We start from the raw sequence: 25,252 nt of genomic DNA, 5'->3' as shown, positions 1-25,252 counted from the left end.
AAAGGGCAAAATTGCAAATCAGTGTCACATTAAACAAAAATGTCACAGGCTGCAAAGTTGGCGCATTGCATACACAAATAATCTGTATATCGATAACTTGATTTGAACTTTTATCGGGCCAGAACATCAGATTACTGACCACAAAAGAATGATTATTTTTACATTATCGTGATAGATTACAACACGATGATAACGAAAAATAGTCAAACAAAAGTGCTAATAACTCGATTTGCCTGTTTCTCCAGTTACAATTGCTATACCAGCACTACAACCTAAGCGCGTTGCTCCGGCATCAATCATTGCTAATGCTGTTGCTTTATCTCTAATTCCACCAGAAGCTTTAACACCGATTTTAGTGCCGACGGTTACTCGCATTAATGTCACATCCTTAATGGTTGCACCACCTGAGCTAAAACCTGTTGATGTTTTAACAAAATCAACATTCAAATCGCGACAAATTAAACAAACGTGTTCAATTTGTTCAGATGTAAGTAAACAGGTTTCTAAAATAACTTTTAATATTTTAGAGCCGCATGCAAGTTTAACTTGGCGAATATCATCAATAAAAGCGGCGATATTATCACTTTTGAGTAGTCCGATATTGATAACCATATCAATTTCATCAGCTCCAGCTTCAATTGCTGCTTTGGTTTCAAACACTTTGACTGATGTTAAACTTGCGCCAAGCGGAAACCCAATCACTGAACAGACTTTTACCGAACTATTAGCTAGCTGTGTTTTGACAAATGGTACATAGGCAGAATTTACACAAACCGCACAGAAATGATATTTTATGGCTTCTTGACACAAAGTTTGTATTTCATTTTGAGTGGCGTCCATTTTCAATAAGGTATGATCGATATAAGATGCTAATTGAACAACTGGCTTTGACATATTGACCTCAATAGTGTGGGAATAAGTGAAAAGGTTGTATAGCCAACATAGCAAGATGTGATAATTAGTGCAATAGCTTTATCGTTACAGCTAAATTAGCTATGATATCGATTAAAAATCAGATGATGATTAAAACAATGGAGAATGCAGTATGAAATATATTGGCGCTCATGTCAGCGCGTCAGGTGGTGTCGATAATGCGCCAATTAATGCCTATCAAATTAAGGCGACCGCATTTGCACTTTTTACCAAGAACCAACGTCAATGGCATGCCAAACCATTAGAAAATCAGACTATAGATAAGTTCAAACACAATTGTGAAAAATATGGTTATAGTAGTAAACAAATTTTACCACACGATAGTTATTTAATTAATCTCGGTCATCCTGATTCTGAACAACTAGAAAAATCACGTGCTGCCTTTTTAGATGAAATGCAGCGTTGTGAGCAATTGGGTTTAACACTTTTAAATTTCCATCCTGGTAGCGATTTGCGTCAAATTTCAGTGGATGAATGCTTAGCGCGAATTGCACAGTCCATTAATATGACCTTAGATAAAACAAAAGATGTTGTCGCGGTTATTGAAAATACGGCAGGGCAAGGTTCTAATTTAGGCTATAAATTTGAACACTTAGCGCAAATTATTGATCAAGTCGAAGATAAATCAAGAGTTGGTGTGTGCATTGATACTTGTCATGCCTTTGCTGCTGGTTATGACTTACGAACGAAAAAAGCTTGTGAAGAAACGTTTGCTGAGTTCGAAAAAATTGTCGGTTTTAACTATTTACGCGGTATGCATTTAAATGATGCAAAAAGTGAATTGGCAAGCCATGTTGACCGACATCATAGCTTAGGTATGGGAAATATTGGTAAGGTTGCATTTGAGTTTATTATGCAAGACCCACGAATTGATGACATCCCGCTCATTCTTGAAACTGTCGATCCAGATATCTGGCCAGATGAAATTGCGTGGTTAAAATCACTTTCAGCCTCAGCATAAAGCTATCATTGCCTCACTAAACTGGCTAATTATAGCCAGTTTGTCGATTTTATTAACTTTCCTACAACGCTACTCACGACTTTTAATGGTTATTGCATCAACATTATGTGATTGGTAAGGTATAACCAAATCCTTATATTGCAAGGTTCGACTAAATTTTTCTTATAATTGTTCGCACTCGCGCATTATTCTTATATGATAATCAGCTCGATTATTTTTAATGATAAATTAGCCCAATTGCTCCTTTATAGTTGTGCATGTGTAATCGCGTATGAATCATTACTGATGATTAAATCAAATCTTGGTTTTCGTCGTTAAAATTTAAAATTCTGATTATATGGCATAACTTTTGCAATTGTGTAACAAGATGAAATTCAATTAAAATCATAATTAAATAAAACAATACGTAGGAGGTATTTTTCGTGTCTGATAGTAAAGATAGTGATAAAGATAATAAGATGCCAATAAGAATTGGTGTCAAAGCTTATCTTGCTTTAATTATTGCCATTTTATTCTTTTCGGGACTTTTCTTTAATGTTAATGGTATGAAGTGGCTTGGTGCTTTTGACTTTACCACATTAGGTGGTTCATTTGGAACCATGCAACATCCAGAAAAAAATACCTTTGTTGGGGAAGGTGGGATTAGCGCGAAAGCAGGCTTTTTATTTGCACTTTCATTAGTACCAACGGTGATGCTTGCGCTCGGTTTACTTGAAATATTTACCCATTATGGTGCAATTCGTGCCGCTCACAAGCTTTTAACCCCGCTTTTAAAACCTGTATTAGGTATTCCTGGTTTAACTGGGCTTGCACTGATCACCGATTTACAAAGTACCGATGCCGGTGCAGCATTAACCAAAGAGCTTTATGACAATAAAGAGATTCGTAAAAAAGATCTGATTATTATGGGAGCCTGGCAATATTCTGGAGCAGGGCTTATTAATAACTATTTTGCAATTGGTTCGGCGATGTTTGCATGGTTAATTGTACCTGTTGTCATTCCATTAATTTTAATGTTTGTAATGAAATTTGTTGGTGCGGTATTTGTCCGTATTGTTTTAAATACGTTTTATAAAAAGGATTTTACTGATGAGTAATCAAACCAAAAAAGAGACCAATAATCCCTTCGATATTTTTATCATTGGTGCGCGCAAAGGATTTAATATTGCGATCAATAACTTATTACCGAATGTACTTATGGCTTATGTGATTGCTCAAATTCTTAATTTACTCGGTTTAATGGACGTATTAGGCATAATATTTTCACCTGTCATGTCTGTGTTTAGTCTACCAGGTGTTGCTATCACTGTATTGTTAACAGCTTGGCTATCAGCATCAGCTGGTACGGGGGTTGCGGTAAGTTTATTTGCTCATCAGCAATTAGGAATTCAAGATATCACGATATTAGCCCCCGCTATTTTCTTAATGGGTTCACAATTACAATATATGGGGCGTTTATTGGGCGTCGCGGATGTTCCTAAACGTTACTGGCCATTATTAATGTTAACCAGTATTTTAAATGCGATTATTGCCATGTTTGTGATGCGTTTAATCATACAGTTTTAATTTGAGGTAGCTATCATGTCACAGGTATTTAAACATTATCAATATTTACATACTATTCCTGAATTGGGTTTTGAAGAGCATAAAACATCAGCTTATATTAGTGAGCAGCTTAAAAAAGCCGGTTATCAAGTTACAGAGCATGTTAACGGTACAACAGGTCTTGTTGCACTTTATGATAGTGGTAAATCAGGACCGACACTTGCTTTGAGAGCCGATATGGATGCTTTAGGCCATATTATCGATGGTAAACATTGTGCGATGCATACGTGTGGGCACGATGCTCATTCATCAATTGCGTTAACGACTGCACAGCAAGTTATGCAAGAAAACATTGTCAAAAAAGGTCGTATCAAGTTTATTTTTCAACCCGCAGAAGAGTTAGGTTCAGGTGCCCTCGCTATGATCGAAGGGGGAGCGATTGATGATGTTGATATCATTATGGGGTTACATTTGAGACCTAAAGAAGAGTGTCCGAAAGGGTTCGCAACCCCTGCAATGTATTACTCTGCCTCTACGACTATCGAAGTCGATTTTATTGGCGTGCCAGCTCACGGCGCTCGACCACATCTGGGTATCAATGCTCTTGATGCTGCGTCACTTGCTATTCAGTCGGTTAATGCCATTCATTTGAATCCTGCACTCTGTTATAGCGCTAAAGCAACACGTTGTCTTTGTGATGCGGGTGTGACTAATTCGATTCCAGCCAAAGCAAATGTATGTTGGGATTTGAGAGCCCCCACTAATCAAGCGATGGATGAACTAAAAGCAAAAGTATTACAAGCGATCGAATTTGCAGCTCGTTCTATCGGTGCAAGTGCTAATGCTGTGGTATCAAAAGAGATTCCTGCTGCTGAAATTAATGATGAAGTGACAGAGATTATTGCACAAGGGATTAAAGATGTACTTGGCGATAAAGGATTAATCGCTCCCGTTTATACGCCAGGTGGTGAAGACTTTTTTAATTACCCAAGACAAAAACCTACTATCAAAGCGGGATTTTGGGGACTAGGGGTCGATCTTCAACCAGGTCTGCATCATCCTAATATGCATTTTGACCTTGATGCAATGGATATTGGCGTTAACATATCAAAAGCTTGCGTGCAACGTGTATTAGGTTAGTTGTATTACATTATCAAATAAGGTTTGTTTGCGAAAACACAAACCTTATTTATCTCATTTTTTCTTATTTCTCCATACACCACTTCTCTATTGTATTTGTCATAATGCCGTCACAGATACTATTTATAGTATGTCATAGGTTTAACACAATCACTGGGGCATATCATGTATTCGCTAAAACGACTCATTCCTTGTCTAGCCATACTATTTTCAACATCCTCATTTGCTGACAAATTAACACTTTATACAAGTCAAATACCCGTTGATGCACAAATGACAGTCGACAGTTTTAATCTCATGTATCCTGATATTGAAGTTGATTGGATTCGAGATGGCACTACACAGCTAGTTACTCGCCTAGAAGCAGAGATTAAAGCGGGAGTGACTAAACCAGATGTTTTGCTTATTGCTGATTCAATTACAATGGCATCATTTAAGCAGCGCAATCTGCTATATGCCTACAAAAGTGAACAAGCACAATATTATGATACCTCATTTTATGATAGTGATTTTTATTATTATGGCACCAAACTAATCACGACCGGTATTGCTTATCATCGTCAAGCTGACTTTAAACCGACGCAATGGCAAGATTTGGCTAATCCCGCTATTAAAGGACAAGTTGTGATGCCAAGTCCTTTATATTCAGGTGCTGCAATGATTCACTTAGCAACATTAACGGCAATCCCCCAACTTGGGTGGAACTATTATGAAGCGTTAAAAGAAAATGGTGCTACTGCACAAGGGGGGAATGGTGGTGTATTGACCGCTGTTGCAAATGGTACTAAACCTTATGGCGTCTTAGTTGACTATATGGCGATTAGAGCTAAAGCCAAAGGCTCTCCCATTGAATTTATTTTCCCAAAAGAGGGCGTGAGCATTGTGACAGAGCCTGTTGCTATTATGGCTAATAGTCAAAATCTTTCTGCTGCACAAAAATTTGTCGATTTTGTATTATCACAGTCAGGTCAGCAATTAGTGCTTAAAATGGGGTATATTCCAGCTATGAATGATATGCCCATGCCAGCTGGTTTTCCAGAGCGAAACGCAATTAAATTGCTGTCGGTAGATAATCAAAATATCCTAAATAATGAGCAGGCAGCCAAAGCACGTTTTAAAACATTATTTACGCAATAAATACGATTGGACAATTCAATGCTTAATCACTATATGAAAAAGATACCGACCTATCTTTTTTGGGGCGTACTTTTTATTATTTGTGTTTTACCCATTATTCGAATCTTGCTTGAGGCATTGTGGGGAGTCAGTACGGATAATTCGGTATGGTTTGAGTTGATGTCAGATCCGCTTACTTATAGTGCGTTATATAATACGGTAGTAACTGGTGTATTGAGTACAATCGTTGCAACGGTATTAGGTACCTTCTTTGCCATTGTATTATCAAATTCAAAGATACGCTTTAGTGCAGTGTGGATTTTTGCCATTATGGTGCCATTGATTATTCCGCCACAAATTACCGCGCTAAGTTGGTTACAATTATTTGGTCCATCGAGTTCACTGTTACAAAGTATTAATTTAGCGCCTGCAATAGGTAGTCCTCAACCCTTGTATTCAGCTGGGGGGATTTCATTATTGATGGGGATACAACACATGCCATTAGTTTTTTTGACGGTAAGAACGCATATTGCATCTATTCCAAGTTATTTAAGTGAAGCGGCTAGTTTATCAGGTGCGTCACCGATTAAAATTTTATTGACGATTATATTACCATTATTACGTTCAGGTATTATGGCGGGCGCAGCTATTGCGTTTGTTGCCGCAATTGGTAATTTTGGTATACCGGCTATATTAGGTATTCCGGTTGGATATTATGTATTATCTACGCTTATCTATCAAAAAATGGCTTCATTTGGTGGTTTAATGATAGCACAAGTGGCTATTTTATCTTTATTGGTGATTTTATTAAGTTTGATTGGTATCGCTTTCCAACGAAGATTACAGCGGCATAGCATATACCAACTAACGGTGACATCTGGGTGTTCAGTGCAGATCATCTTTTCTAAATTTATTACCCGATTAATTTTAGTGATAATGGTATGTGTGTTGTTATTTATTTTAGTTGCACCAATGGCGGCATTAATAGTAAGTTCATTCGTTCCTTCAGTTGGTATTCCGCTTTCGTGGGAGACGTTGAGTTTCCATGCATACTATGAAATGTTGTTTACACAACCAATAACATTAAGGGCGTTTAAAAACAGTTTATTACTAACCAGTACCACTGTTGTGATTTTAATGTTCATTAGTGTACCGTTTGTATGGATATTACATCATACAAGAAGTCGCATATTACAACTTTCCGCTTCATTGTTTGACTTACCCTATGCCATCCCGGGTACAGTATTGGCCATTGCCTGTATTTTATTATGGGCTAATTTTATTCCTAATTATAGCTTACTTGGTACGATAACGATTATTTTGCTCGCTTATTTAGCGCGTTTCTTTGTTATCGTTATTAAGCCAGTTCAAGCGAGTTTTATACAACTTGACCCTGCGCTAGAAGAAGCGGCTAGACTAAGTGGCGCCTCAAGCTGGCAATCCATGCACCATATTGTTAGGCCGATTATTGCACCATCCATTTTTGCAGGTGGTTTACTTGTTTTCCTTTCGGCATTAAATGAATTAACCGTATCGGCATTATTATGGAGTGCCGGAAATGAAACATTAGGCGTATTAATTTTTAATTTTAATGATAGTGGCGATTCCGTCCTTGCCGCGGCGATATCTGTTGTGATTACACTATTCGTGTTGTTAGTGATGTTTTCTACGATTATATTTGGTCGATATTTACCGAAAGGGGCTATTCCATGGCAGGCTTAATGCTAAGAAACATCCATAAACAGTATGCAAAGCAAACCATCGTTCACGATCTGAATTTAGATATTGACCCAGGATCATTTATTGCATTATTAGGCCCTAGTGGATGTGGTAAAACAACAACATTAAGAATGCTTGCCGGATTAGAGAATCCAGATTGTGGAATAATAAGCTTAAATCAAAAATTATTATTTGATAGCACTCGTCAGACGAACATTCCCGCCGAAAAACGTAATATGGGGATGGTTTTTCAGTCTTATGCGTTATGGCCACATATGAGTGTGGCGGATAATGTGGGTTATCCCATAAAATTAAAAGGTATAAAAGGGGCTGAATATCAAAAACGCGTGAGTGAGGCGCTAGAAACAGTACAATTAGCGGATAAGGCGTCTTACTCACCATTAAAACTCAGTGGTGGTCAGCGACAACGTGTCGCGCTTGCCAGGTGTTTGATAGCCGAACCATCAGTAATATTACTTGATGAACCCTTATCTAATTTAGATCGTCATCTTAGAACGTCAATGGAGATGACTTTTCGTCAGTTTCATCGGCGTACAGGGGCAACCTTTGTCTACGTTACTCATGACCAAGCAGAAGCCATGGCCTTAGCGGACAAGATTGCAGTATTAGATAAAGGTGAAATTGTTCAATGGGCAACACCTGATACCATTTACCAGCAGCCTCAAAATCAATGGCTTGCTCAATTCATCGGCAATGGTTGCATTATTTATACTTCTGTTAATTATTGTCATCAACAGCTGAACACCGCTCAATTACAATCTATTTTTGCATCGTCAACTAAAGGTTCGTATCCCATCGTCATTCGTCCACAACATGTTCATATTATTGAACGTAATGGAATTAAAGCCAGAGTGATTGACAGTATTTTTAAGGGGGAGCGATATGAAATTACATTATCTTTTTTTGATGAGCAAGTGTTACTCGCATACCATCCTTTACCGTTATTACCTAATTGTATTGTTGATCTTCATATTACACAGGCTTGGGGCGTTGCATTATAGCCTTGGAGAGTGATATTTGCCTATTTGCCTATTTGACTCGTTTTAATCGTCATTGATTCATCAATTTTGTGTAATGTAGTGCTATGTACAAGAACGATATAACTAAATGCTATATCTTTATGCTTAATTCATATTTATTAGCTGCAATTTTTATTGTTAGATTATAAATGCAGCAACACCCTTAAATATTAAATTAGGAGTAAATAATGAAAAAGCTATTAACACTATTTTTGCCATTGATATTTATTGGTGGTTTAGTTGGTTGTGATAAATCAAATAATACGGTCAGTGCAGATAATCAACAAATCATTCGAGTAGGTACATCTCCAGGTCCTTATAGCGAATTGTTTATGACCGCCATCAAACCGATTCTAGAGAAAGAAGGGTATATCATTAAAACAACCGACTTTTCAAATTTAAGGTTAGCCGATATTGCGCTTAATGATGGTGACATTGATTTAAATGTTGATCAGCATACGGCTTATTATCAAGATTTTAATAAAAGCACCGATGGTGACTTAGTCGGTATCACTAAAATCCCCACAGTACCTGCCGGTATCTATGCAGGTAAAAAAACAGCATTAAATCAGGTAGCGAAAGGTGATAAGGTAGCCATTCCACAAGATCCATCAAATACAGCAAGGGCATATGCATTGTTGCAAAAGGCTGGCTGGATTACATTAAAAGATGGCACTATTTTAACTAAAGCAACAGCCAATGACATTGCGCAAAATAAATATGGTATTGACATTATTGAAATGGATAGTGCGACCATTCCAAGATCACTTGCCGATCTAGACTATGCCGTGATAACGGGCAGTATTGTGTACGCTGCAAAAGTTGACCCGAAAACGACACTATTACAAGAAGATATTCTCGAACCACTTGTATTAGTCGCAACCGTAAAGCAAACCAATAAAGAGTCTAAATGGGCTAAAGCCGTTGTGGAAGCTTATCGTTCTGATGAGTTTAAACAGTACTTAAAAGATAACAACCCTAATAACTATTGGTTTATTCCAACAGAATTACATTAAACATTAAGCCAATGTTTATGGTTAGTATTGAGATTACCATAAGCATTGCTAATTATTAAATAAGTCAATCAATATGATTAAATTATCGCATATAGATGTTGTTTTTAAAGATAAGCATAAACAGCCAGTGTATGCTGTTAATGATGTGTCATTGTCTGTTGATAAAGGTGAAATATTTGGGATTGTTGGTTACAGTGGTGCTGGTAAATCAACTTTAGTGAGGGTTATCAATTTGTTACAAAAACCGACTCATGGTCAGGTTGTTGTCAACGGTAATGATATGGTAGCCTTGGGTGAAAGAGAATTGCGAAATGCCCGTAAAAAAATTGGAATGATATTTCAGCATTTTAACTTGATGAACTCACGCACAGTTTATGGCAATGTATTATACCCCTTACGTCACACTTCTCTTAGCAAGCTTGAAAAGCAGCAAAAAATTAATCAGTTACTAGAATTTGTCGGATTATCAGAAAAACGTGATTTTTATCCATCGCAATTATCGGGTGGACAAAAACAGCGAGTGGCAATAGCAAGGGCATTAGCAAATGATCCAAACGTATTACTCTGTGATGAAGCAACGAGTGCATTAGACCCAAAAACAACGCAATCGATCTTAAAATTACTCAAAGAACTTAATCAAAAATTAAACTTAACCATTGTGATTATTACTCATGAAATGCAAGTCATTAAAGAGATCTGTGACAAAGTTGCCGTGATGCAGCATGGTCAGGTTATTGAACAGGGCGATATTGTGAGTATTTTTAGTTGCCCTAAACAAGCTTTAACACAAGATTTTATACGCAAAGCATCTAACATTGAGCAAGCGTATGATTCCATTTTCAATCATCCTTCTTTAGCCGAAAAATTGAAAGATCAACATTTACTCGAACTCCAATTTGTAGGCAATAATCATTTTAGCCCTTTTATCAGCCAGCTTTATCATCACTATAATATTGAGACAACCATTTTATATAGCAATTTAGAGATTATTCATGATCTACCGGTTGGTACTTTGATCGTATTATTAAGTGGTGATAACCATACTTTAGTTGATGCAGAGTCTTTTTTTAATAAACATCATATTTCAGTGAGTCGGCTCAATTCGTTGCAGCATGAAAACAATTATTCAATATAGTGGAGAGATAAATATGTATCAATTGTTTGAGCGCTATTTCCCCAATGTGATTTTGTTGCAAGATCGTTTTATTCAAAGCACTATTGAAACGATTTACATGACATTTTTCTCAGGGCTAATTGGCGGTTTGATTGGCGTATTATTTGCGATTATATTAGTTGCCACAAAACAAAATGGGATTTTAGAAAAGCGCGTCTGTTATTCTCTATTAGAAAAAGCCATCAATATATTACGTTCAATCCCCTTTGTGATTTTATTAGCACTTATCTACCCTTTAACACGATTGATTGCTGGTACCACCATCGGTTTAAATGCGTCGTTAGTACCATTGACGATTGGTTTTGCGCCTTTTTTTGCAAGACAAATTCAAAATGCATTACTTGAGGTTGATGAGGGAATCGTAGAAGCTGCGAAATCAGTGGGATCATCGCCGATTGATATTCTGTTTAATGTGTATGTTAAGGAAGGTTTACCCGCCATTATTCGTGCATCAGCGGTCAGTATTATTAGTTTAATTGGATTAACCGCTATGGCAGGGGCTATTGGTGCCGGAGGATTAGGTAATCTGGCGATTAATATAGGTTATAATGGTTTTAAAACTGACGTTGCGGTTATGAGTACATTCATTATTTTGGTGTTGGTTTTTATAACACAATGGATTTGTAACTTACTGATTAAAACCGTTACTCATTAAATGCGAGGCTATCATGATTATGAATTCAGATAGCCTCAAATCTCATAGTTTTAAATGCTCATCTAGGTTACTAAATGACTCGTTATTTTAGGCTGATTTCAACGGTTTTTAGTATACCTTTCTCTTCAACTTCTACTCTATTATGATAGGGGGAATGCTCTTTACTTGCCGTGATCATATTTTGTATATCAAAACCATATTGATTTAATGAATCAATAGCTGCTTTAGGTAAAATCGTATTGAGCATTGAAATGAATGCTATTGGGACAGTAAAAGATTCATCTAACTTACCTTGAATATATTTTTCTATTGTCAGTTTTTTCATTATGATTAACCTTATCGAGTTAATGGTTTTATTTAAAAACGGTACATGATACCTGTACCAATTAATCCAGTTGCTGAACGTGAGGTCATTGGGCTATCTTTCACGGCATGACTGACTCGACTATAACGCGCTAATACAAAGGCTTGCCAGTTTTGATTAAAATTATAAAAAGCATTTACGGCAACGTAAGGTGTTGTGCCATTGTTTGCTGAATAATAGTTAAGACCACTGCGTGATGATTCACTACGGCTAACACCAAAATAGTAGTCGTTATATTTGTGATTTTGCCATTCAACGCCAATTTTAGGTTCGATATAAAATTTATCAAACTGGAACGAGTATCCATAAGCCAATTCTGCTAGCGTACCATGACTTTTGCCACTTATATCGGTCATAATATTAGCATAAAGGCTACCCCATTTAGCATGATGGCTATAACCAACGCCGGCCATAAAAGATAACTTGCGATTATCAAGTTGTTTTAATGCAGCATTATCTGTACGCGATGTTTTAAACTGGCCGGGTAGGTAAGCGATATTAAAGTATAATTTATCACTTTCCGTATTAAACGCATAAACTCCTGCACTTGGACCTTTAACAAAAACATACTGATTTTGATAATTAATAATCGGCATAGGATAAATTTGACGATCATAATCCCGATAGGCTGTTTGCTCAATTAAGGCACCAGCCCCTAAAGAAAAAGAACTCGCCTGAGCAACGTGAGAAAGGATTGGCAATGAGATTAACATACTCATGCTAAGTCCTTTTAAAGCGATTGTAAGATTATTATTTCTATTCATTGTGGTTCCTTGCATTTTATAGTAATGAATGTTGTGACAAAGTCAGACGACTAAAAAAGATTTTTTGTTCAAGATAAATTAATAACATACTGATTATCAATAGGATTAAGGTAATAATAAATTTTGTTTCGGGCTCAATTTGTAATAATTCTGCTGATATGACTAGCATAAAATGAAACAAAATGATTGCAACGATATTGCGTTTACATCGGTAGTAGAGCCAATTTGCAAAAATTGTAGCTGGAAAAATACTGATAAAAAAGTTAATGATGTAAATTGGGCCTAATTCATATAATCCATGTTGATAAGTTTGATTAATAAAAAACAGTGGAACATGCCAGATTCCCCATAATAAAGCAAAATAGCAAGATGCCACAAATAAGCAGCGATGAGCTAATAGGCAGTCTATTCCATAACTTCGCCAGCCAAGTTCTTCAAAGGTTGCTGCAATCAATGCAAATGGCAACATACTCAATAAAAGACGTGAAATCGTCAATTGTTCAGCAGGAAAACCGAATAACAATGATATGAAAACAGCGACAAATAATGTGGTAAAAATAATGCTAATCATCAATAGCATAGCAAACCAAGATATATTATTGAGATTCGCAAATCGTCGTTTATAATCATCAAACAAGTTGTTTGCATCAAAAAAAATCATCATAATAGCCGCAACCATTGGACCTAATAAACCAGCAAAGGCGAATAGTATTGTGAGTACTATATGATCTATCTGGTAACTCATATAAGCCGAGATAAACCAGCAAGACCAGCTGATTAAAAAAACGAGACAGTAAAAAAGTACCGGGCGGTACGTGATGTTTGGTAAGATTATGCTCATCGTTTTTCCTCATTTAAACATTGGTTTAGAGCTATAATCATCGATCCAGGCTGGGCGCCAAAAGTGCGTTCTATTAGGATAATCATGGATTGTATTCTGGCTTGAGCTTGCTCGGGGGGCCAATTAAAGACACCTTCACCAAATAAAAACAGTGAACCCGCTAAAATAAACTGAATGGTACTTAAGGGATCCTTTACATCAAATAGGCCTTGCTGATTACCTTGTTCAATGACTGTTGCTAGAATTGGACCAAAAGTTAATACAATTTTGATGTTAATACGCTCATGAAGTTGTCGATTATCAGGAAGATGCATACTATCAACGACATTTTGTTGCTCGCTTTGCAGACGATTCTGTTCACTAATAATGGTAACTATTTTTTCAATTGCATTAAGCTGAGTATGATTTGCAATCTGTTCTGAATGGTAAGCCATATCAAGTACTAGCTGGTCGGCAAGGGCATCGAGAATCTGTTCTTTTGATTTAAAATAGTGATAAAACGTCCCTTTAGCAATACGTACTTTATTCACTATTTGATCAACGGACGTTCTGCTATAACCTTGCGTTTGAAATAATTGATTAGCGGCTGCGAGTATTTCAGATCGTCTTACATCCGGTGCTTTGACAACTCTCATTGTTCCACCCTGAGCTTTTCGATTTGTTGATACACTACATCACCGACCGACGGTCGGTCAATTTATTTTTAGCCCAAATAGGATAAAAAAAACAAAAAGATTGTGTAGATTTAAATGAATAGAAAGCTAGCCAGCCAGCCTGATTAAGGATGGCTATATAGATATTGGATTGGTAAGGTAAATGAAAAACGACTGCCTTTACCTAATTCACTGCTAATCTCCAATTTGGTATTAGCATGATTGAGTAAAGCATGTTTTACGATAGCAAGTCCAAGGCCGGAGCTGTCTTTTTCATGGGTTCTGGCACTATCAACTTGATAAAATCGTTCAGTTAATCGGTGTAAATGGTGTGTTGGTATACCTTGACCTGTATCTGTAACGCTAAAAAAAGCCCCTTGAGATGTTGGCTTCCAACAAACATGAATAGCAGTGTTTTCTGGTGTATGTTTAATGGCATTATAAATGAGATTACTCACAACACTGTATAGTTGATCTTTGTGACCCGTAATGAGCAATGTGTTATCAACATCAAAATGAAAACGATATTTGGGGTATATCTGACAAATATTGTGTTCAATTTTATGTAAGATTTCAGGCATATTAATTAACTGTAACTGATTTTTGATCGGGTTATTTTCAATATGACTGAGGGTGAGAATCTGACCCACTAATGATTCCATGCGGGTAATTTGCATTTGCATTGTATTAAATATTTGCTTTTGTTTATCTGCAGATACAAGATCATCACTTAACATATCCAAATAGCCTTTAACTACGGTTAGTGGGGTCCGGAGTTCGTGGCTAGCATTTGTAAAAAAGTCATGACGTTGTTGCTCGGCTAAATAAAGTTGATCAACGTCACGAACGATAATGACCCAATGGTTTTCAAAGTAGGGAATAATCCGAAATTCAATATAGTTTTTATTATTAAATAATAATGTTAATGGCGTGGCAAAATTTTTTTTACGCATATAATTAGCAAATTGAGGATGACGGATCAGATTAATAATGTTTTGACCTTTATCATCTGGCCAACGAATATAAAGTTGGTATTGTGCAATTTTATTACACCATTCAATTTTACCCTCTATATCGGTTAGCAATAATGAATCGGGAATTGATTCTGCGCCATATCGAAAACGTTTGATGATTTCTGCAAGCTCATTTTGTTTTTGACGCATTCTTTTTTGGCGTTTATGCAAGCCATAAGAGATAACGTCAAAACTGCCAATGCTGTTTGGCGGGTATAATGCATTTTGTTGCCATATCCAAGTCGATAACTTATGCAGGTTATAAGTATTCCAAACTAGCAATAATGCTAATGCTAACATTAAAAATAGCATCACATTATGACAGACGAAACCGACAATAGTTGCAATTAAAATAATCGCGCTAATCTCGATTAATGCACGTTGCCAAAAAATTTGTTTTAACAAAATAGCTCCGACTTATTTTTGCGTTTTTGCAGAAAATCGATAACCAGAGCCTCGTACAGTTTGGATAAATCGGTCATGCCCAGACTTTTCAAGCTGTTTACGTAAACGCCCTATGTGAACATCAATTGTTCTATCGTCAATGTAGGCATCGTGCCCCCAGACATGATCAATCAATTGATCACGGGTAAACACTCGTTCCGGTTTATTCATAAAAAAGAGTAGTAGCTTATATTCAGTAGGGCCTAGCTCAATTTCGATATCTTTAGCCATCACGCGATGTGACTGGGTATTAATTTTAAGATCATCAAACTCAATAATATTACTATTTTCCGGATAAGTACGCCGTAGTATAGCATTAATTCGAGCTATCAGCTCTTTATTCGAAAAAGGCTTTGTAATGTAGTCGTCCGCTCCAGAATCGAGACCAATAATTTGATCATCTTCTTGTTGCTTAGCGGTTAGCATGATAACGGGAATATTTTCAGTCTGTTCTTGTTTTTTTAGTTGCTTAATAAATTGAATTCCACTACCACCAGGTAGCATCCAATCTAATAAAACAAGATGAAATTCACTTGACTGACTCAATTTGAGTGCATCAAGGTAATCTTTCGCTTCAATCACATTGTATTCATGGTGCTCTAATAACATTTTGACCATATCACGAATGGCATGGTCATCTTCAACAATCAGAATCGTTTTTGTCATAACTTTAATGATTAACCGATAAATTATATGAATGCGACAATTATGTAACAATTATATGACAATTTTATGAAATGGGGAAAAAAATGTTCAAAGCGCAGAAATATAATAGTTTTTTAGGATGATTCAATGTGATGAATCATCCTATTATTTGCCGCTGTCATCAAAGGTTAAACTGGTATTCAATAATAAACTCACCTGAGATAGAGCTACCGCGTTTAAATTGACCATTACTGTAAAAAAGTGGTTGTTTGTTATCAATATTTTGATATGTGAGGCCTTTACCAATCATTGTCGAAACAATCAGGTTTTTTAATCTTGGATCACTTGGTGTCCAGCGATTGATAAAGTTGATTTCACCTACTTTAAAATGATTTTGTTTATAATGAAATTGACCATAATTAATCTGGATTGCCGAATAAAAATCGGGGTGATATTGATAATCAGCAAGTAAAGTTAATGCAAGTTCACCATCACGTTGATAATGGTAGGCGGCTTCAGTCATTGTATCAAAACGCCAGCGCGTATTATCAACGACATTGCGCTTGAAATAACCGAGATCACCATTATCCTTATTCGCTTTGGTATAAGCCACACCAAACTTGATGCCGATATCATCTTGTTGCCATTTTACATCTGCAGCATAATACCAAGCATTTCCATCCGCAGCTTTTAGCGATGATGGCATTTGGTTGTAAATTGATAGAGGGTGATTAATGTAGATTTGACTACCTAAGGTGAGTTGTTCAATCGGTTTGTAACTGATATCAAAGAGGTGGCGTTGCATATAGTGATCAGCTTCACCAAAGGCATAGGCAACGCTCAGCTGATCGGTTTTATAATTGATTCCTGCTGAGAGAATATGATCAATGTGTTTGTTATTTTCACTTAAAAATTGTTTTTTCTGCGGTGAATCACGGTCGATATAGCGAGTCACATAAAGCGTATCAAGTGAATAATTATGATTACCTAGTGTTCCAGAGTAACCTAAATAGGTATTTTTACTCAGTTGATTTGAAACTCTCAGTACACCGTACCGATCAAACACTTGCCAGCCTAATTTGGCGTTATAATTAATCTGTTGATCGTCGCCGAGTTTGATTTTGATATAGCGTTGGTCAAATTTATTAAAACTTTTTGCATTATGCTTATCAAAACCGGGGCCATCATTCCATAGTAATGATCGACTTGCAAAGTATTTGCTAGCACCTAATTTAACAACCCCAACAAAAGATCCATCGACACCGATAAAATCAGCAAAATAGCCTGAGGTGTAACGCATGGCAAAGGCTTGTCCCCAAGCAGTATGAACCATTTTATTACCAGCCATCTCATCATCATTCAAATACTTACCGTAATTACGTAATGATACTTGGATTTGTGAATCACGGGCAAATGCCGAATTGGCGATATTATCAAGCGTACTGGATTGTGATGGTTGCTCGGCATAAACTGAATTGATGAGTAGCATTAATATAATACAAATACCGGTTTGTTTTATCATTGTTTCTCCTTATTTAGAAATAAAAAAACCTAAATAATAACGTGGGTTACGCTACTATTTAGGTTCTGCCTACTCGAAGTAGTTACATCCTAAATGATGCAATTTTATTATTGTGCTTAATTTTTTAGGTTGTCATTTCAATATGATTGATGTGTTTGGCTCCTTGTCTCGCTATCATTTATGCAAAAAAAAACCTAAACTCACCAATTAGGGTGAATTTAGGTTTTGCCCAAAATAATATTATTATTTGGTAACAAGCCTATATCTTACTTGAATAAATCGTTAATAATCGTACTTAACAAAATAAAAACAGGGAAGCGGGGATTGTCATTTTTGTGATCAAATTCAAAATAATAAAAATTGTTGTTGCATAACTAATTATTTCATGACTATTATAGATTTAAATAGATACCTGATTTATTAGGTATGTCACTAGCTCGACTAGGCATAAACCTAAACGAAACTGAGTTCAATACAAATGGCTCAATTTTGTTTAGGTTTTTTTATGGCTAAAACTACTGAATAATTCATGAGGTGTGATTTGTATACAGTCAGCAAAACCATCAACAATAATGCAGTGCAAGTCTATGATAAGACTGGGAGAGAGATGATCATTGTTGGCAAAGGCATCGGATTTTCAGCGCGCAGAGGCGATATTTTGAATGATGATGCAGATAATCGTGTTTTTATTCATAAAAAAGAGGCTGAAATATTACATTTTATTGATTTTATTCCCGTCGATATCATTGAATTAACCAACAAAATCATTCAAAAATCAGAGCATCATCTTGATGAAAAACTCAGTGATTCTTTATTAATTGCATTAGCTGAACATATTTCTTTTGCAATCAAACGATTTGAAAAAGGGAATAGTGATGACATTCATATTCATGAAGTTCAGTTTCTTTATTTAAATGAATATGACATTGGTAAACGAGCTGTTGAATATATTAATAAAATAAAAAATATCCAACTCCCGGATTCAGAAGCCTCGTTAATTGCACTACATTTTGTCAACGCTCGCTTAAATAATAAGAATGTAGGTGAAACGTTAAAATTAACTAAACTGTCTTATCAAATCGCGAATTTAATTAGTTACCATTTTCATATAACAATTGATAAGTCATCATTAAATTTTTCGCGTTTCATTATTCATTTGAAATTATTGATTGTACGCTGTAAAGAACTGCAATTACATGGGATGAATAATAAATCATCGTCGTTAATTGATGATCTGAAAAGACAATTTTTAACTCACCACGCTTGTGCTGAGAAAATTGTGAAATTAATTAGTCATGAATACAATTTAACGGTACCCGATGATGAAATATTTTATTTAACCGTACATATAGAACGTTTATTACAAGTAGATTAACACATAAACAGCCCTCACAGGTGTGTTACTAGCATAAAAGACTAGGCATAAACCTGAACAAAATGACATGTATACGTTGTTTTGTTCAGGTTTTTTTTTGATCAATAGCTGAGCAATTTTTTGCTATTGAGTAATTAAGTATTAATAGGTGAAAAATGGATAATCAACAATTAGCACAACACATATTGGCTAAAATTGGTGGTAAAAAAAATATTAACCAACATTGGCACTGTATTACACGATTACGCTTTAACCTTAATGATAAACGTTTGGCTAATCTAGCTGAATTAAGCGCATTGGATGGTGTAATGGGTGTTCATTTTCAGGGGGATCAATTACAAATTATTCTTGGTAATAAAGTGAGTAAAGTATTTAATGAGCTCGATAAATTGGTTGGGGATACTCACCCATCAACAGCGGTCCATAAACCAAAACAGAGCATGATTAATGGTATTTTTGATTTTTTATCCGGTATTTTTACACCCATTTTACCGGCAATCGTTGGAACTGGATTATTAAAAGGGATACTGAGTTTACTGGTTGTGCTTAATTTTTTGTCTACTAACGATTCTACCTATAATGTTTTATACGGCATCTCAGAAGCTGCATTTTATTTTTTACCTATTTTAGTGGCATCATCAGCGGCTAAAAAGTTTAAAACCCATGAGTATTTAGCGATTACATTAGCGTGTATTTTACTTTATCCTTCACTATCAGCATCTTTACTCATTGACTCATTTACCCTTAGCGACGCCAATACTTTGGTTTTCCCTGAACGGCCTTCTTTTAACTTATTTGGACTATCAATTCCGAACAATATAGATTACCACGCCAGTGTTATCCCAATCATATTAAGCGTTTGGTTACTGAGTTATATCAATCGTTTTGTTGAAAAAGTAATACCCGCGTTATTCAAAATGATCTTAACACCCATTATTGTATTAGTCGTTACGTCGATCATTATGCTTATTGTGATAGCGCCTTTAGGATCTTATCTTGGTTATTATTTATCAGAAGGATTCAAATTATTATTCGATAGTGCTGGCCCCATTGCTGGCTTAGTCATGGGGGGAGGGATGTCACTATTAGTCATTACAGGAATGCATTATGCCATTTTCCCCTCAACCTTTGAGAATTTCAGACAACTCGGCTATGACTTTATGCTGTTGCCAATTAGTATAGTGAGTAATTTAGCACAAGCTGGTGCGACGCTAGCTGTGACAATAAAAATCAAACGGAATAAAGCGTTTAAATCACTGGCCTTTTCTTCGGCAATTTCAGCGATGCTGGGGATTACCGAACCAGCAATATATGGCGTGACAACTAAATTACGTAAACCATTCTATTGTGCACTTGTCGCTGGTGCGATGGGTGGGGCAGTCGTCGGCTTTTTTGCTGTTAAAGTATATCAATTTAGTCTACCTGGTTTAACGGCTTTACCAACCTATATCAGCACAGAGGTCAACGATCATGCTAATTTATGGTATATCATTGTTGCTATTTCGTTGAGTTTTATCAGTGCATTTTTGATGACTTTATGCTGTCAGCTTGATGAAAATTTAGTGAACTCACAAAACGAATCAGAGAAAAACATATCCAACAAATCATCTTCATGTCCAACTGCCATATTGACATTAATGGCTCCAATTAGTGGTGAAGTCGCACCTCTTGCACAGGTCCCTGATCATACTTTTGCAGAAAAAATCATGGGAGATGGCATTGCGATTTTACCAATAGAAAATCAAGTACTCGCCCCATGTAACGGTTATGTGTCAGTGATTACACCAACCCAGCATGCTATTGGCATCATATCAGATGAAGGCATTGAACTGTTGATTCATGTTGGCATTGATACTGTTTCGCTTAAAGGCAATGGTTTTAAATGTTTTGTAGAACAAGGGCAGCGAATCAGTGTCGGTGAATTATTACTTGAATTTGATATTGCACTGATTGAACACGCTAACCTTACAACCATTACACCGATTGTAATAACAAATAATGATCAATTTAAGATTGACCATTTTACTCAAGCACATCATGTCAAAGCTGGACAAGATGTTTTAATGAATATTAACAAGTCTATTAATCAATGAGGTATATATGAAATATAGTCAAATCAAAAAATTAAATACACATTTTCCAAAACATTTTTTATGGGGTGGCGCGACAGCCGCAAATCAAATCGAAGGGGCATTTGATAAAGATGGTAAAGGATTATCAACGTCCGATATGGCGGCTTATAAAGATCCTTATGCATCAGGTAAGGTGGATAATTTTACGTTTAATGTGACATCTAAAGAGCTAGAATTTTATGAAAATCATCCTGAAAAAACACTATTTCCAAAACGTTGGGGGATTGATTTTTATCATAATTATAAAGAAGATATCGCACTATTTGCCGAGATGGGTTTTAACGTCTTTCGTTTATCGATTTCATGGGTAAGAATATTTCCTACTGGTTTAGAGTCAGCACCTAATGAGGCCGGTCTTGCTTTTTATGACAAAGTATTTGATGAGTGTGCGAAGTATGGTATTGAACCATTAGTGACAATGTCACATTATGAAATGCCTATTGAATTGACTAAAAAATACAATGGCTGGGTGAACAGAGCTTTAGTTCAAATCTTTGAAAAATATGCCAAAGTGATCCTTGAACGCTACAAACATAAAGTTAAATATTGGATTACATTTAATGAAATGAATATGAATTTAAATAGTTTGTATACGGGGGCTGGCGTCCTTGCTGATTTAGTTGACAATCCATTACAAGCGGCATATCAAGCATCACATCATCAATTCTTGGCAAGCGCTTTAGCGGTAAAAGCTGCTCGTGATATTATTCCTGACGCTAAAGTTGGTTGTATGATTAATCATATTGAATCCTATGCGAAAACAACAAAACCAGAAGATCAATTACAATCAGTTAAATCAAATCAATTAAATATGTTTTATCCTGATGTGCAAGCTCGAGGTGAATATCCTTCTTATATAACTCGTTATTTTGCTGATCAAAATATTGATATTCAGATGCAAGATGAAGATGAAGCCATTTTACGTGAGGGTAAAGTTGATTATGTTGCTATTAGCTATTATATGTCACATGTTACTGAAGCACGTGAAGATGCGGCTAAATTAGCAGGTTCATTTGATAGTCCGATAAAGAATGAATATCTAAAATTGACACAATGGGATTGGCCGATAGATGCAACTGGATTAAGAATTGCCTTAATTAAGCTTTATGATCGTTATGAATTACCTTTATTTGTTGCTGAAAATGGCTTAGGTGCCAAGGATGTATTGAGTTCAGATGATAACATTCATGATGATTATCGAATTGATTATTTAAAACAGCATATTGCTGCGGTAAAAGATGCGATTGAAGATGGTGTTGATGTTTTTGGTTATACTGTATGGGGTTGTATCGATTTAATCAGTTGTGGGACATCTCAGATGAGTAAGCGTTATGGCTTTATTTATGTTGATCAAGATGATCAAGGTAAGGGCAGTTTAAAACGTATTCCGAAAGATTCTTTTTATTGGTATAAAAAAGTGATTGCTTCTAATGGTGAAGATCTTACTTAATCGAGATATCATTATGGGATAGTAAATTTTATGATGGCTCTTAGCGTTGGTTAAATAGACCAACGCTAAGTTTAGCGACAAAAAAACCTTAACATTAAAGCAATCACTGTTTTTTTAGCGGCTGTTTTTATCATTTATTTTTACATTGTAAATTATTCATTTAAAGTGTGGAAAATAAGGAATTTTTATCAGTTTTGTTCTACAATAATCAAACAATAATTCATCATAAATAAATCTAATTAAAGGAATAAATATGTCAATCAAACTCGTCGCTATTGATTTAGATGGCACTTTGTTAAATACCCATCATCAGATTTCAGCCGGTGTAAAAGAAGCTATTGATTATGCTATCAATAAAGGGATTTATGTTATTTTGGCTACAGGTCGACCTTTTTCAGGAATTACGCCTTACTTAGATGAATTGGGATTAAAACGTCAAGATCAATTTTGTATTAGTAATAATGGTAGTGTGATTCATGACACCAGTACTGGTAAACATCTGATGGAGTTTCCGCTGAGTTTTGACGATTACTTAGCAATTGAAAAGCTATCGCGTGATATTGATATTTCGATGCATGCGCTTGCCGATAATAAGATTTTTACGGCCAATGAAAATATTAATCACTATACCGTGCATGAGTCTTATATTACTAATACACCATTAATGTTTAGGCCTGTTGATAAAATGGATCCAAGCTTACGTTTTAATAAAATTATGCTATGCGGTGAGCCTGAGTTACTTAATCTTGCTGAAAGTAAAATTCCCGCTGAATTTTTTAATAAATATACGATGTTACGCAGCACACCATTTTTCCTTGAGTGCTTACATCCCGATGCGAATAAAGGCACCGCAGTTAATGCATTAGCAAAGAAACTCAATATTACAGAAGATGAAATTATGTGCATAGGTGATCAAAATAATGATTTACCAATGTTTGAGTTTGCTAAACATAAAATTGCAATGGGTAATGCGATCGATGCAGTAAAAGAGGCCGCCACATTTGTGACTAAAGGTAATGACGAAGATGGCGTAGCTTTTGCAATAAAAACATTTATTTAATTACCCATACATAAAAAGATAGCTAAGAAAGTCTATCTTTTTATGTGTCATTATGTTTAATTTGGGATTTAACGCTGATCACTCATCATTTCTATAACAAATTTACCTTTATTGGTATAGCAGATATTGGTTACAGTTGAATAATTAAGCCACAATATTGATAATATTTTAAGTTTCATTAATGCATTCTGAAATGAATCAATATGCTTTTATCGCATGAATGGTTTGTTGTAATGCACATATTCTGCGCTAGGAAAGTTAGGCAAGCCATGTTCGACTTGCCTATCATGTTAATCGATTACTTTAATGTTTCCCCATTTGACTGAATCACAGATTGGTACCAATAAAAACTTTTTTTACGGATACGATTTAATGTACCACTTCCATCTTGGTTCAAATCAACATAGATAAAACCATACCGTTTGCTAATTTCTGCTTTAGAGGCACTAATTAAATCAATAGGCCCCCAACTGGTATATCCCATTACTTCAACGCCATCTTTAATGGCTTCTCGTACTTGGACTAAATGGTCATTCATGTATTTAATGCGATAATCATCATGAATGCTGCCATCTGCTTCAACAGTATCTTTAGCACCTAACCCATTTTCAACGATAAATAAGGGTTTTTGATAGCGTTCATAAAGAAGGTTAAGTAAATAACGCATACCAACAGGATCAATTTGCCACCCCCATTCTGAAGCTTCTAAATAAGGATTCGGTACCATATCAAGAATATTACCTTTTTGACGCAATGAATTATCAGCAGTTGCACAACAGCTCATATAATAGCTAAATGAAATAAAATCGATGGTCTCTTTCAAGTCGTCACAATCTTGCTTGGTAATATCAAGTTTAATATTATTATCTTTAAAATAGCGTTGCATATAACTTGGATAGTAGCCACGGGCTTGTACATCACCAAAATATAACCAACCATGATTTTCTTGATGTGTAGTCCAAACATCTTCAGGTTTCGGGGTTAATGGATAAGCAATTGCGCCAAGTAACATATTACCAATTTTACTTTCCGGTATAATGTCATGGCACAATTTGACTGCACGACTGCTTGCTACCAATTGATGATGGATTGCTTGATAAATTTGTTGCTTATTACTTTTCCTATCAAGACCAACACCGGTAAACGGTTCATGTAATGACATATTGATTTCATTAAACGTCAGCCAATACTTAACTTTGTGCTTATAGCGAGTAAAGACTGTTTGAGCATAATGTGTAAAAAATGCAATCAGTTTACGATTACCCCAACCGCCATACTGAGTAATCAGATGATATGGCATTTCATAGTGCGAAAGGGTAACAAGTGGTGTTATCCCATATTTCGCCATTTCATCGAATAATTTATCGTAATATTCAAGACCTTTTTGATTTGGTTCGGCTTCATCACCATTTGGGAAGATACGAGTCCAGGCAATTGATACGCGCAAACAGCTAAACCCCATTTCCGCAAATAAAGCGATATCCTCAGGATAACGATGGTAAAAATCGATAGCAATATCTTTTAGTCCGTTGATCTCAGTTTTAGTACGATCAACAATATCACCAAAAATACCATTAGGCGTGCAGTCTGAGGTCGAAAGGCCTTTACCATCTTCTAAGTAAGCACCTTCAACTTGGTTAGCAGCAATTGCGCCTCCCCATAGAAAGTCATTTGGAAATTTTAAAGACAT

The 25,252-nt window shown here is 35.8% G+C and carries 23 protein-coding genes; 14 read left to right on the top strand and 9 right to left on the bottom strand.

Annotation, left to right across the window (positions count from 1 at the left end):
- Positions 1 to 216: 216 nt before the first annotated feature.
- The gene (gene deoC / locus ABEA36_RS05280) at positions 217 to 894 is read right to left on the bottom strand and encodes a deoxyribose-phosphate aldolase (RefSeq protein WP_345489549.1); all 678 of its coding nucleotides are present in this window, start codon (positions 892 to 894) and stop codon (positions 217 to 219) included.
- Between the two features lie 151 nt (positions 895 to 1,045).
- Here deoC and nfo point away from each other — a divergent pair, with 151 nt between their 5' ends.
- From nfo to ABEA36_RS05230, 10 genes are all read left to right on the top strand, one after another.
- Positions 1,046 to 1,894, top strand: a complete 849-nt coding sequence (nfo, locus tag ABEA36_RS05275) for a deoxyribonuclease IV (protein ID WP_345489547.1) — start codon at positions 1,046 to 1,048, stop codon at positions 1,892 to 1,894.
- A gap of 458 nt (positions 1,895 to 2,352) precedes the next feature.
- Complete coding sequence (locus tag ABEA36_RS05270) at positions 2,353 to 2,991, top strand: nucleoside recognition domain-containing protein (protein WP_425571893.1); 639 nt, start codon at positions 2,353 to 2,355, stop codon at positions 2,989 to 2,991.
- Positions 2,984 to 3,460, top strand: coding sequence for a YjiG family protein (locus ABEA36_RS05265; protein ID WP_345489543.1), 477 nt, complete (start codon positions 2,984 to 2,986; stop codon positions 3,458 to 3,460). The genes ABEA36_RS05270 and ABEA36_RS05265 overlap by 8 nt, the downstream gene beginning before the upstream one ends.
- 15 nt (positions 3,461 to 3,475) lie before the next feature.
- Positions 3,476 to 4,579, top strand: coding sequence for an amidohydrolase (locus tag ABEA36_RS05260; RefSeq protein WP_345489541.1), 1,104 nt, complete (start codon positions 3,476 to 3,478; stop codon positions 4,577 to 4,579).
- Positions 4,580 to 4,744: 165 nt separating this feature from the next.
- On the top strand, positions 4,745 to 5,716 hold the full coding sequence (locus tag ABEA36_RS05255) for an ABC transporter substrate-binding protein (RefSeq protein WP_345489540.1): 972 nt from the start codon (positions 4,745 to 4,747) through the stop codon (positions 5,714 to 5,716).
- Positions 5,717 to 5,734: 18 nt separating this feature from the next.
- Positions 5,735 to 7,417, top strand: coding sequence for an ABC transporter permease (locus ABEA36_RS05250; protein ID WP_345489538.1), 1,683 nt, complete (start codon positions 5,735 to 5,737; stop codon positions 7,415 to 7,417).
- On the top strand, positions 7,405 to 8,436 hold the full coding sequence (locus tag ABEA36_RS05245; RefSeq protein WP_345489536.1) for an ABC transporter ATP-binding protein: 1,032 nt from the start codon (positions 7,405 to 7,407) through the stop codon (positions 8,434 to 8,436). The genes ABEA36_RS05250 and ABEA36_RS05245 overlap by 13 nt, the downstream gene beginning before the upstream one ends.
- A 206-nt stretch (positions 8,437 to 8,642) precedes the next feature.
- The gene (locus tag ABEA36_RS05240) at positions 8,643 to 9,470 is read left to right on the top strand and encodes a MetQ/NlpA family ABC transporter substrate-binding protein (RefSeq protein WP_345489534.1); all 828 of its coding nucleotides are present in this window, start codon (positions 8,643 to 8,645) and stop codon (positions 9,468 to 9,470) included.
- 73 nt (positions 9,471 to 9,543) lie between these two features.
- Positions 9,544 to 10,605: a methionine ABC transporter ATP-binding protein gene (locus ABEA36_RS05235; RefSeq protein ID WP_345489531.1), complete on the top strand. Its 1,062-nt coding sequence runs from the start codon at positions 9,544 to 9,546 to the stop codon at positions 10,603 to 10,605.
- A gap of 13 nt (positions 10,606 to 10,618) precedes the next feature.
- Positions 10,619 to 11,299, top strand: coding sequence for a methionine ABC transporter permease (locus ABEA36_RS05230; protein WP_345489529.1), 681 nt, complete (start codon positions 10,619 to 10,621; stop codon positions 11,297 to 11,299).
- An 82-nt stretch (positions 11,300 to 11,381) separates the two neighbouring features.
- On the opposite strand, the gene ABEA36_RS05225 is transcribed toward ABEA36_RS05230, so the two are convergent.
- The 7 genes from ABEA36_RS05225 to ABEA36_RS05195 all read right to left on the bottom strand — a co-directional run bounded on the left by ABEA36_RS05225 (position 11,382) and on the right by ABEA36_RS05195 (position 17,545).
- The gene (locus tag ABEA36_RS05225; protein WP_345489527.1) at positions 11,382 to 11,624 is read right to left on the bottom strand and encodes a hypothetical protein; all 243 of its coding nucleotides are present in this window, start codon (positions 11,622 to 11,624) and stop codon (positions 11,382 to 11,384) included.
- 32 nt (positions 11,625 to 11,656) lie between these two features.
- Positions 11,657 to 12,382 (bottom strand): MipA/OmpV family protein, encoded by a 726-nt coding sequence (locus ABEA36_RS05220; protein WP_345489525.1) that lies wholly within the window; start codon positions 12,380 to 12,382, stop codon positions 11,657 to 11,659.
- 61 nt (positions 12,383 to 12,443) lie between these two features.
- Positions 12,444 to 13,268, bottom strand: coding sequence for a CPBP family intramembrane glutamic endopeptidase (locus tag ABEA36_RS05215; protein WP_345489523.1), 825 nt, complete (start codon positions 13,266 to 13,268; stop codon positions 12,444 to 12,446).
- Positions 13,265 to 13,903, bottom strand: a complete 639-nt coding sequence (locus ABEA36_RS05210) for a TetR/AcrR family transcriptional regulator (protein ID WP_345489520.1) — start codon at positions 13,901 to 13,903, stop codon at positions 13,265 to 13,267. Before ABEA36_RS05210 ends, ABEA36_RS05215 begins: the two co-directional genes overlap by 4 nt.
- A 143-nt stretch (positions 13,904 to 14,046) precedes the next feature.
- Complete coding sequence (gene phoR / locus ABEA36_RS05205; protein ID WP_345489518.1) at positions 14,047 to 15,339, bottom strand: phosphate regulon sensor histidine kinase PhoR; 1,293 nt, start codon at positions 15,337 to 15,339, stop codon at positions 14,047 to 14,049.
- A gap of 12 nt (positions 15,340 to 15,351) precedes the next feature.
- Positions 15,352 to 16,044, bottom strand: a complete 693-nt coding sequence (gene phoB / locus ABEA36_RS05200; RefSeq protein WP_345489516.1) for a phosphate regulon transcriptional regulator PhoB — start codon at positions 16,042 to 16,044, stop codon at positions 15,352 to 15,354.
- 160 nt (positions 16,045 to 16,204) lie between these two features.
- Complete coding sequence (locus ABEA36_RS05195) at positions 16,205 to 17,545, bottom strand: OprD family outer membrane porin (protein WP_345489514.1); 1,341 nt, start codon at positions 17,543 to 17,545, stop codon at positions 16,205 to 16,207.
- A gap of 541 nt (positions 17,546 to 18,086) precedes the next feature.
- Between ABEA36_RS05195 and ABEA36_RS05190 the strand changes: the two genes are divergently transcribed.
- From ABEA36_RS05190 to yidA, 4 genes are all read left to right on the top strand, one after another.
- Complete coding sequence (locus tag ABEA36_RS05190) at positions 18,087 to 18,920, top strand: PRD domain-containing protein (protein WP_345489512.1); 834 nt, start codon at positions 18,087 to 18,089, stop codon at positions 18,918 to 18,920.
- 155 nt (positions 18,921 to 19,075) lie between these two features.
- Positions 19,076 to 21,013 carry a beta-glucoside-specific PTS transporter subunit IIABC gene (locus tag ABEA36_RS05185; protein ID WP_345489510.1) on the top strand — a complete coding sequence of 646 codons (1,938 nt, stop codon included), beginning with the start codon at positions 19,076 to 19,078 and terminating at the stop codon, positions 21,011 to 21,013.
- 7 nt (positions 21,014 to 21,020) lie between these two features.
- Positions 21,021 to 22,502 (top strand): glycoside hydrolase family 1 protein, encoded by a 1,482-nt coding sequence (locus ABEA36_RS05180; protein WP_345489508.1) that lies wholly within the window; start codon positions 21,021 to 21,023, stop codon positions 22,500 to 22,502.
- A 253-nt stretch (positions 22,503 to 22,755) separates the two neighbouring features.
- Complete coding sequence (gene yidA, locus ABEA36_RS05175; protein ID WP_345489506.1) at positions 22,756 to 23,562, top strand: sugar-phosphatase; 807 nt, start codon at positions 22,756 to 22,758, stop codon at positions 23,560 to 23,562.
- A gap of 298 nt (positions 23,563 to 23,860) precedes the next feature.
- Here yidA and ABEA36_RS05170 read toward each other — a convergent pair whose 3' ends face one another.
- Complete coding sequence (locus ABEA36_RS05170) at positions 23,861 to 25,252, bottom strand: glycoside hydrolase family 1 protein (RefSeq protein ID WP_345489504.1); 1,392 nt, start codon at positions 25,250 to 25,252, stop codon at positions 23,861 to 23,863.

Origin of the sequence: Orbus sasakiae (assembly GCF_039542345.1) — a bacterium.
Taxonomy (GTDB): Bacteria; Pseudomonadota; Gammaproteobacteria; order Enterobacterales; family Orbaceae; genus Orbus; species Orbus sasakiae.
The sequence above is the reverse complement of the archived record's forward strand: the minus strand, read 5'-3'. Positions and strand labels throughout refer to the sequence as shown.

Bases quoted from the DNA above. Each gene is read 5' to 3' on its own strand.
- ABEA36_RS05215 (WP_345489523.1), bottom strand. From the start codon at position 13,268: ATGAGCATAATCTTACCAAACATCACGTACCGCCCGGTACTTTTTTAC.
- ABEA36_RS05255 (WP_345489540.1), top strand. From the start codon at position 4,745: ATGTATTCGCTAAAACGACTCATTCCTTGTCTAGCCATACTATTTTCA.
- phoB (WP_345489516.1), bottom strand. From the start codon at position 16,044: ATGACAAAAACGATTCTGATTGTTGAAGATGACCATGCCATTCGTGAT.
- ABEA36_RS05195 (WP_345489514.1), bottom strand. From the start codon at position 17,545: ATGATAAAACAAACCGGTATTTGTATTATATTAATGCTACTCATCAAT.
- ABEA36_RS05220 (WP_345489525.1), bottom strand. From the start codon at position 12,382: ATGAGTATGTTAATCTCATTGCCAATCCTTTCTCACGTTGCTCAGGCG.
- ABEA36_RS05225 (WP_345489527.1), bottom strand. From the start codon at position 11,624: ATGAAAAAACTGACAATAGAAAAATATATTCAAGGTAAGTTAGATGAA.
- ABEA36_RS05270 (WP_425571893.1), top strand. From the start codon at position 2,353: ATGCCAATAAGAATTGGTGTCAAAGCTTATCTTGCTTTAATTATTGCC.
- ABEA36_RS05170 (WP_345489504.1), bottom strand. From the start codon at position 25,252: ATGTCTTTAAAATTTCCAAATGACTTTCTATGGGGAGGCGCAATTGCT.
- ABEA36_RS05185 (WP_345489510.1), top strand. From the start codon at position 19,076: ATGGATAATCAACAATTAGCACAACACATATTGGCTAAAATTGGTGGT.
- ABEA36_RS05245 (WP_345489536.1), top strand. From the start codon at position 7,405: ATGGCAGGCTTAATGCTAAGAAACATCCATAAACAGTATGCAAAGCAA.
- ABEA36_RS05180 (WP_345489508.1), top strand. From the start codon at position 21,021: ATGAAATATAGTCAAATCAAAAAATTAAATACACATTTTCCAAAACAT.
- ABEA36_RS05230 (WP_345489529.1), top strand. From the start codon at position 10,619: ATGTATCAATTGTTTGAGCGCTATTTCCCCAATGTGATTTTGTTGCAA.
- ABEA36_RS05210 (WP_345489520.1), bottom strand. From the start codon at position 13,903: ATGAGAGTTGTCAAAGCACCGGATGTAAGACGATCTGAAATACTCGCA.
- deoC (WP_345489549.1), bottom strand. From the start codon at position 894: ATGTCAAAGCCAGTTGTTCAATTAGCATCTTATATCGATCATACCTTA.
- nfo (WP_345489547.1), top strand. From the start codon at position 1,046: ATGAAATATATTGGCGCTCATGTCAGCGCGTCAGGTGGTGTCGATAAT.
- ABEA36_RS05250 (WP_345489538.1), top strand. From the start codon at position 5,735: ATGCTTAATCACTATATGAAAAAGATACCGACCTATCTTTTTTGGGGC.
- ABEA36_RS05235 (WP_345489531.1), top strand. From the start codon at position 9,544: ATGATTAAATTATCGCATATAGATGTTGTTTTTAAAGATAAGCATAAA.
- ABEA36_RS05240 (WP_345489534.1), top strand. From the start codon at position 8,643: ATGAAAAAGCTATTAACACTATTTTTGCCATTGATATTTATTGGTGGT.
- yidA (WP_345489506.1), top strand. From the start codon at position 22,756: ATGTCAATCAAACTCGTCGCTATTGATTTAGATGGCACTTTGTTAAAT.
- ABEA36_RS05260 (WP_345489541.1), top strand. From the start codon at position 3,476: ATGTCACAGGTATTTAAACATTATCAATATTTACATACTATTCCTGAA.
- ABEA36_RS05265 (WP_345489543.1), top strand. From the start codon at position 2,984: ATGAGTAATCAAACCAAAAAAGAGACCAATAATCCCTTCGATATTTTT.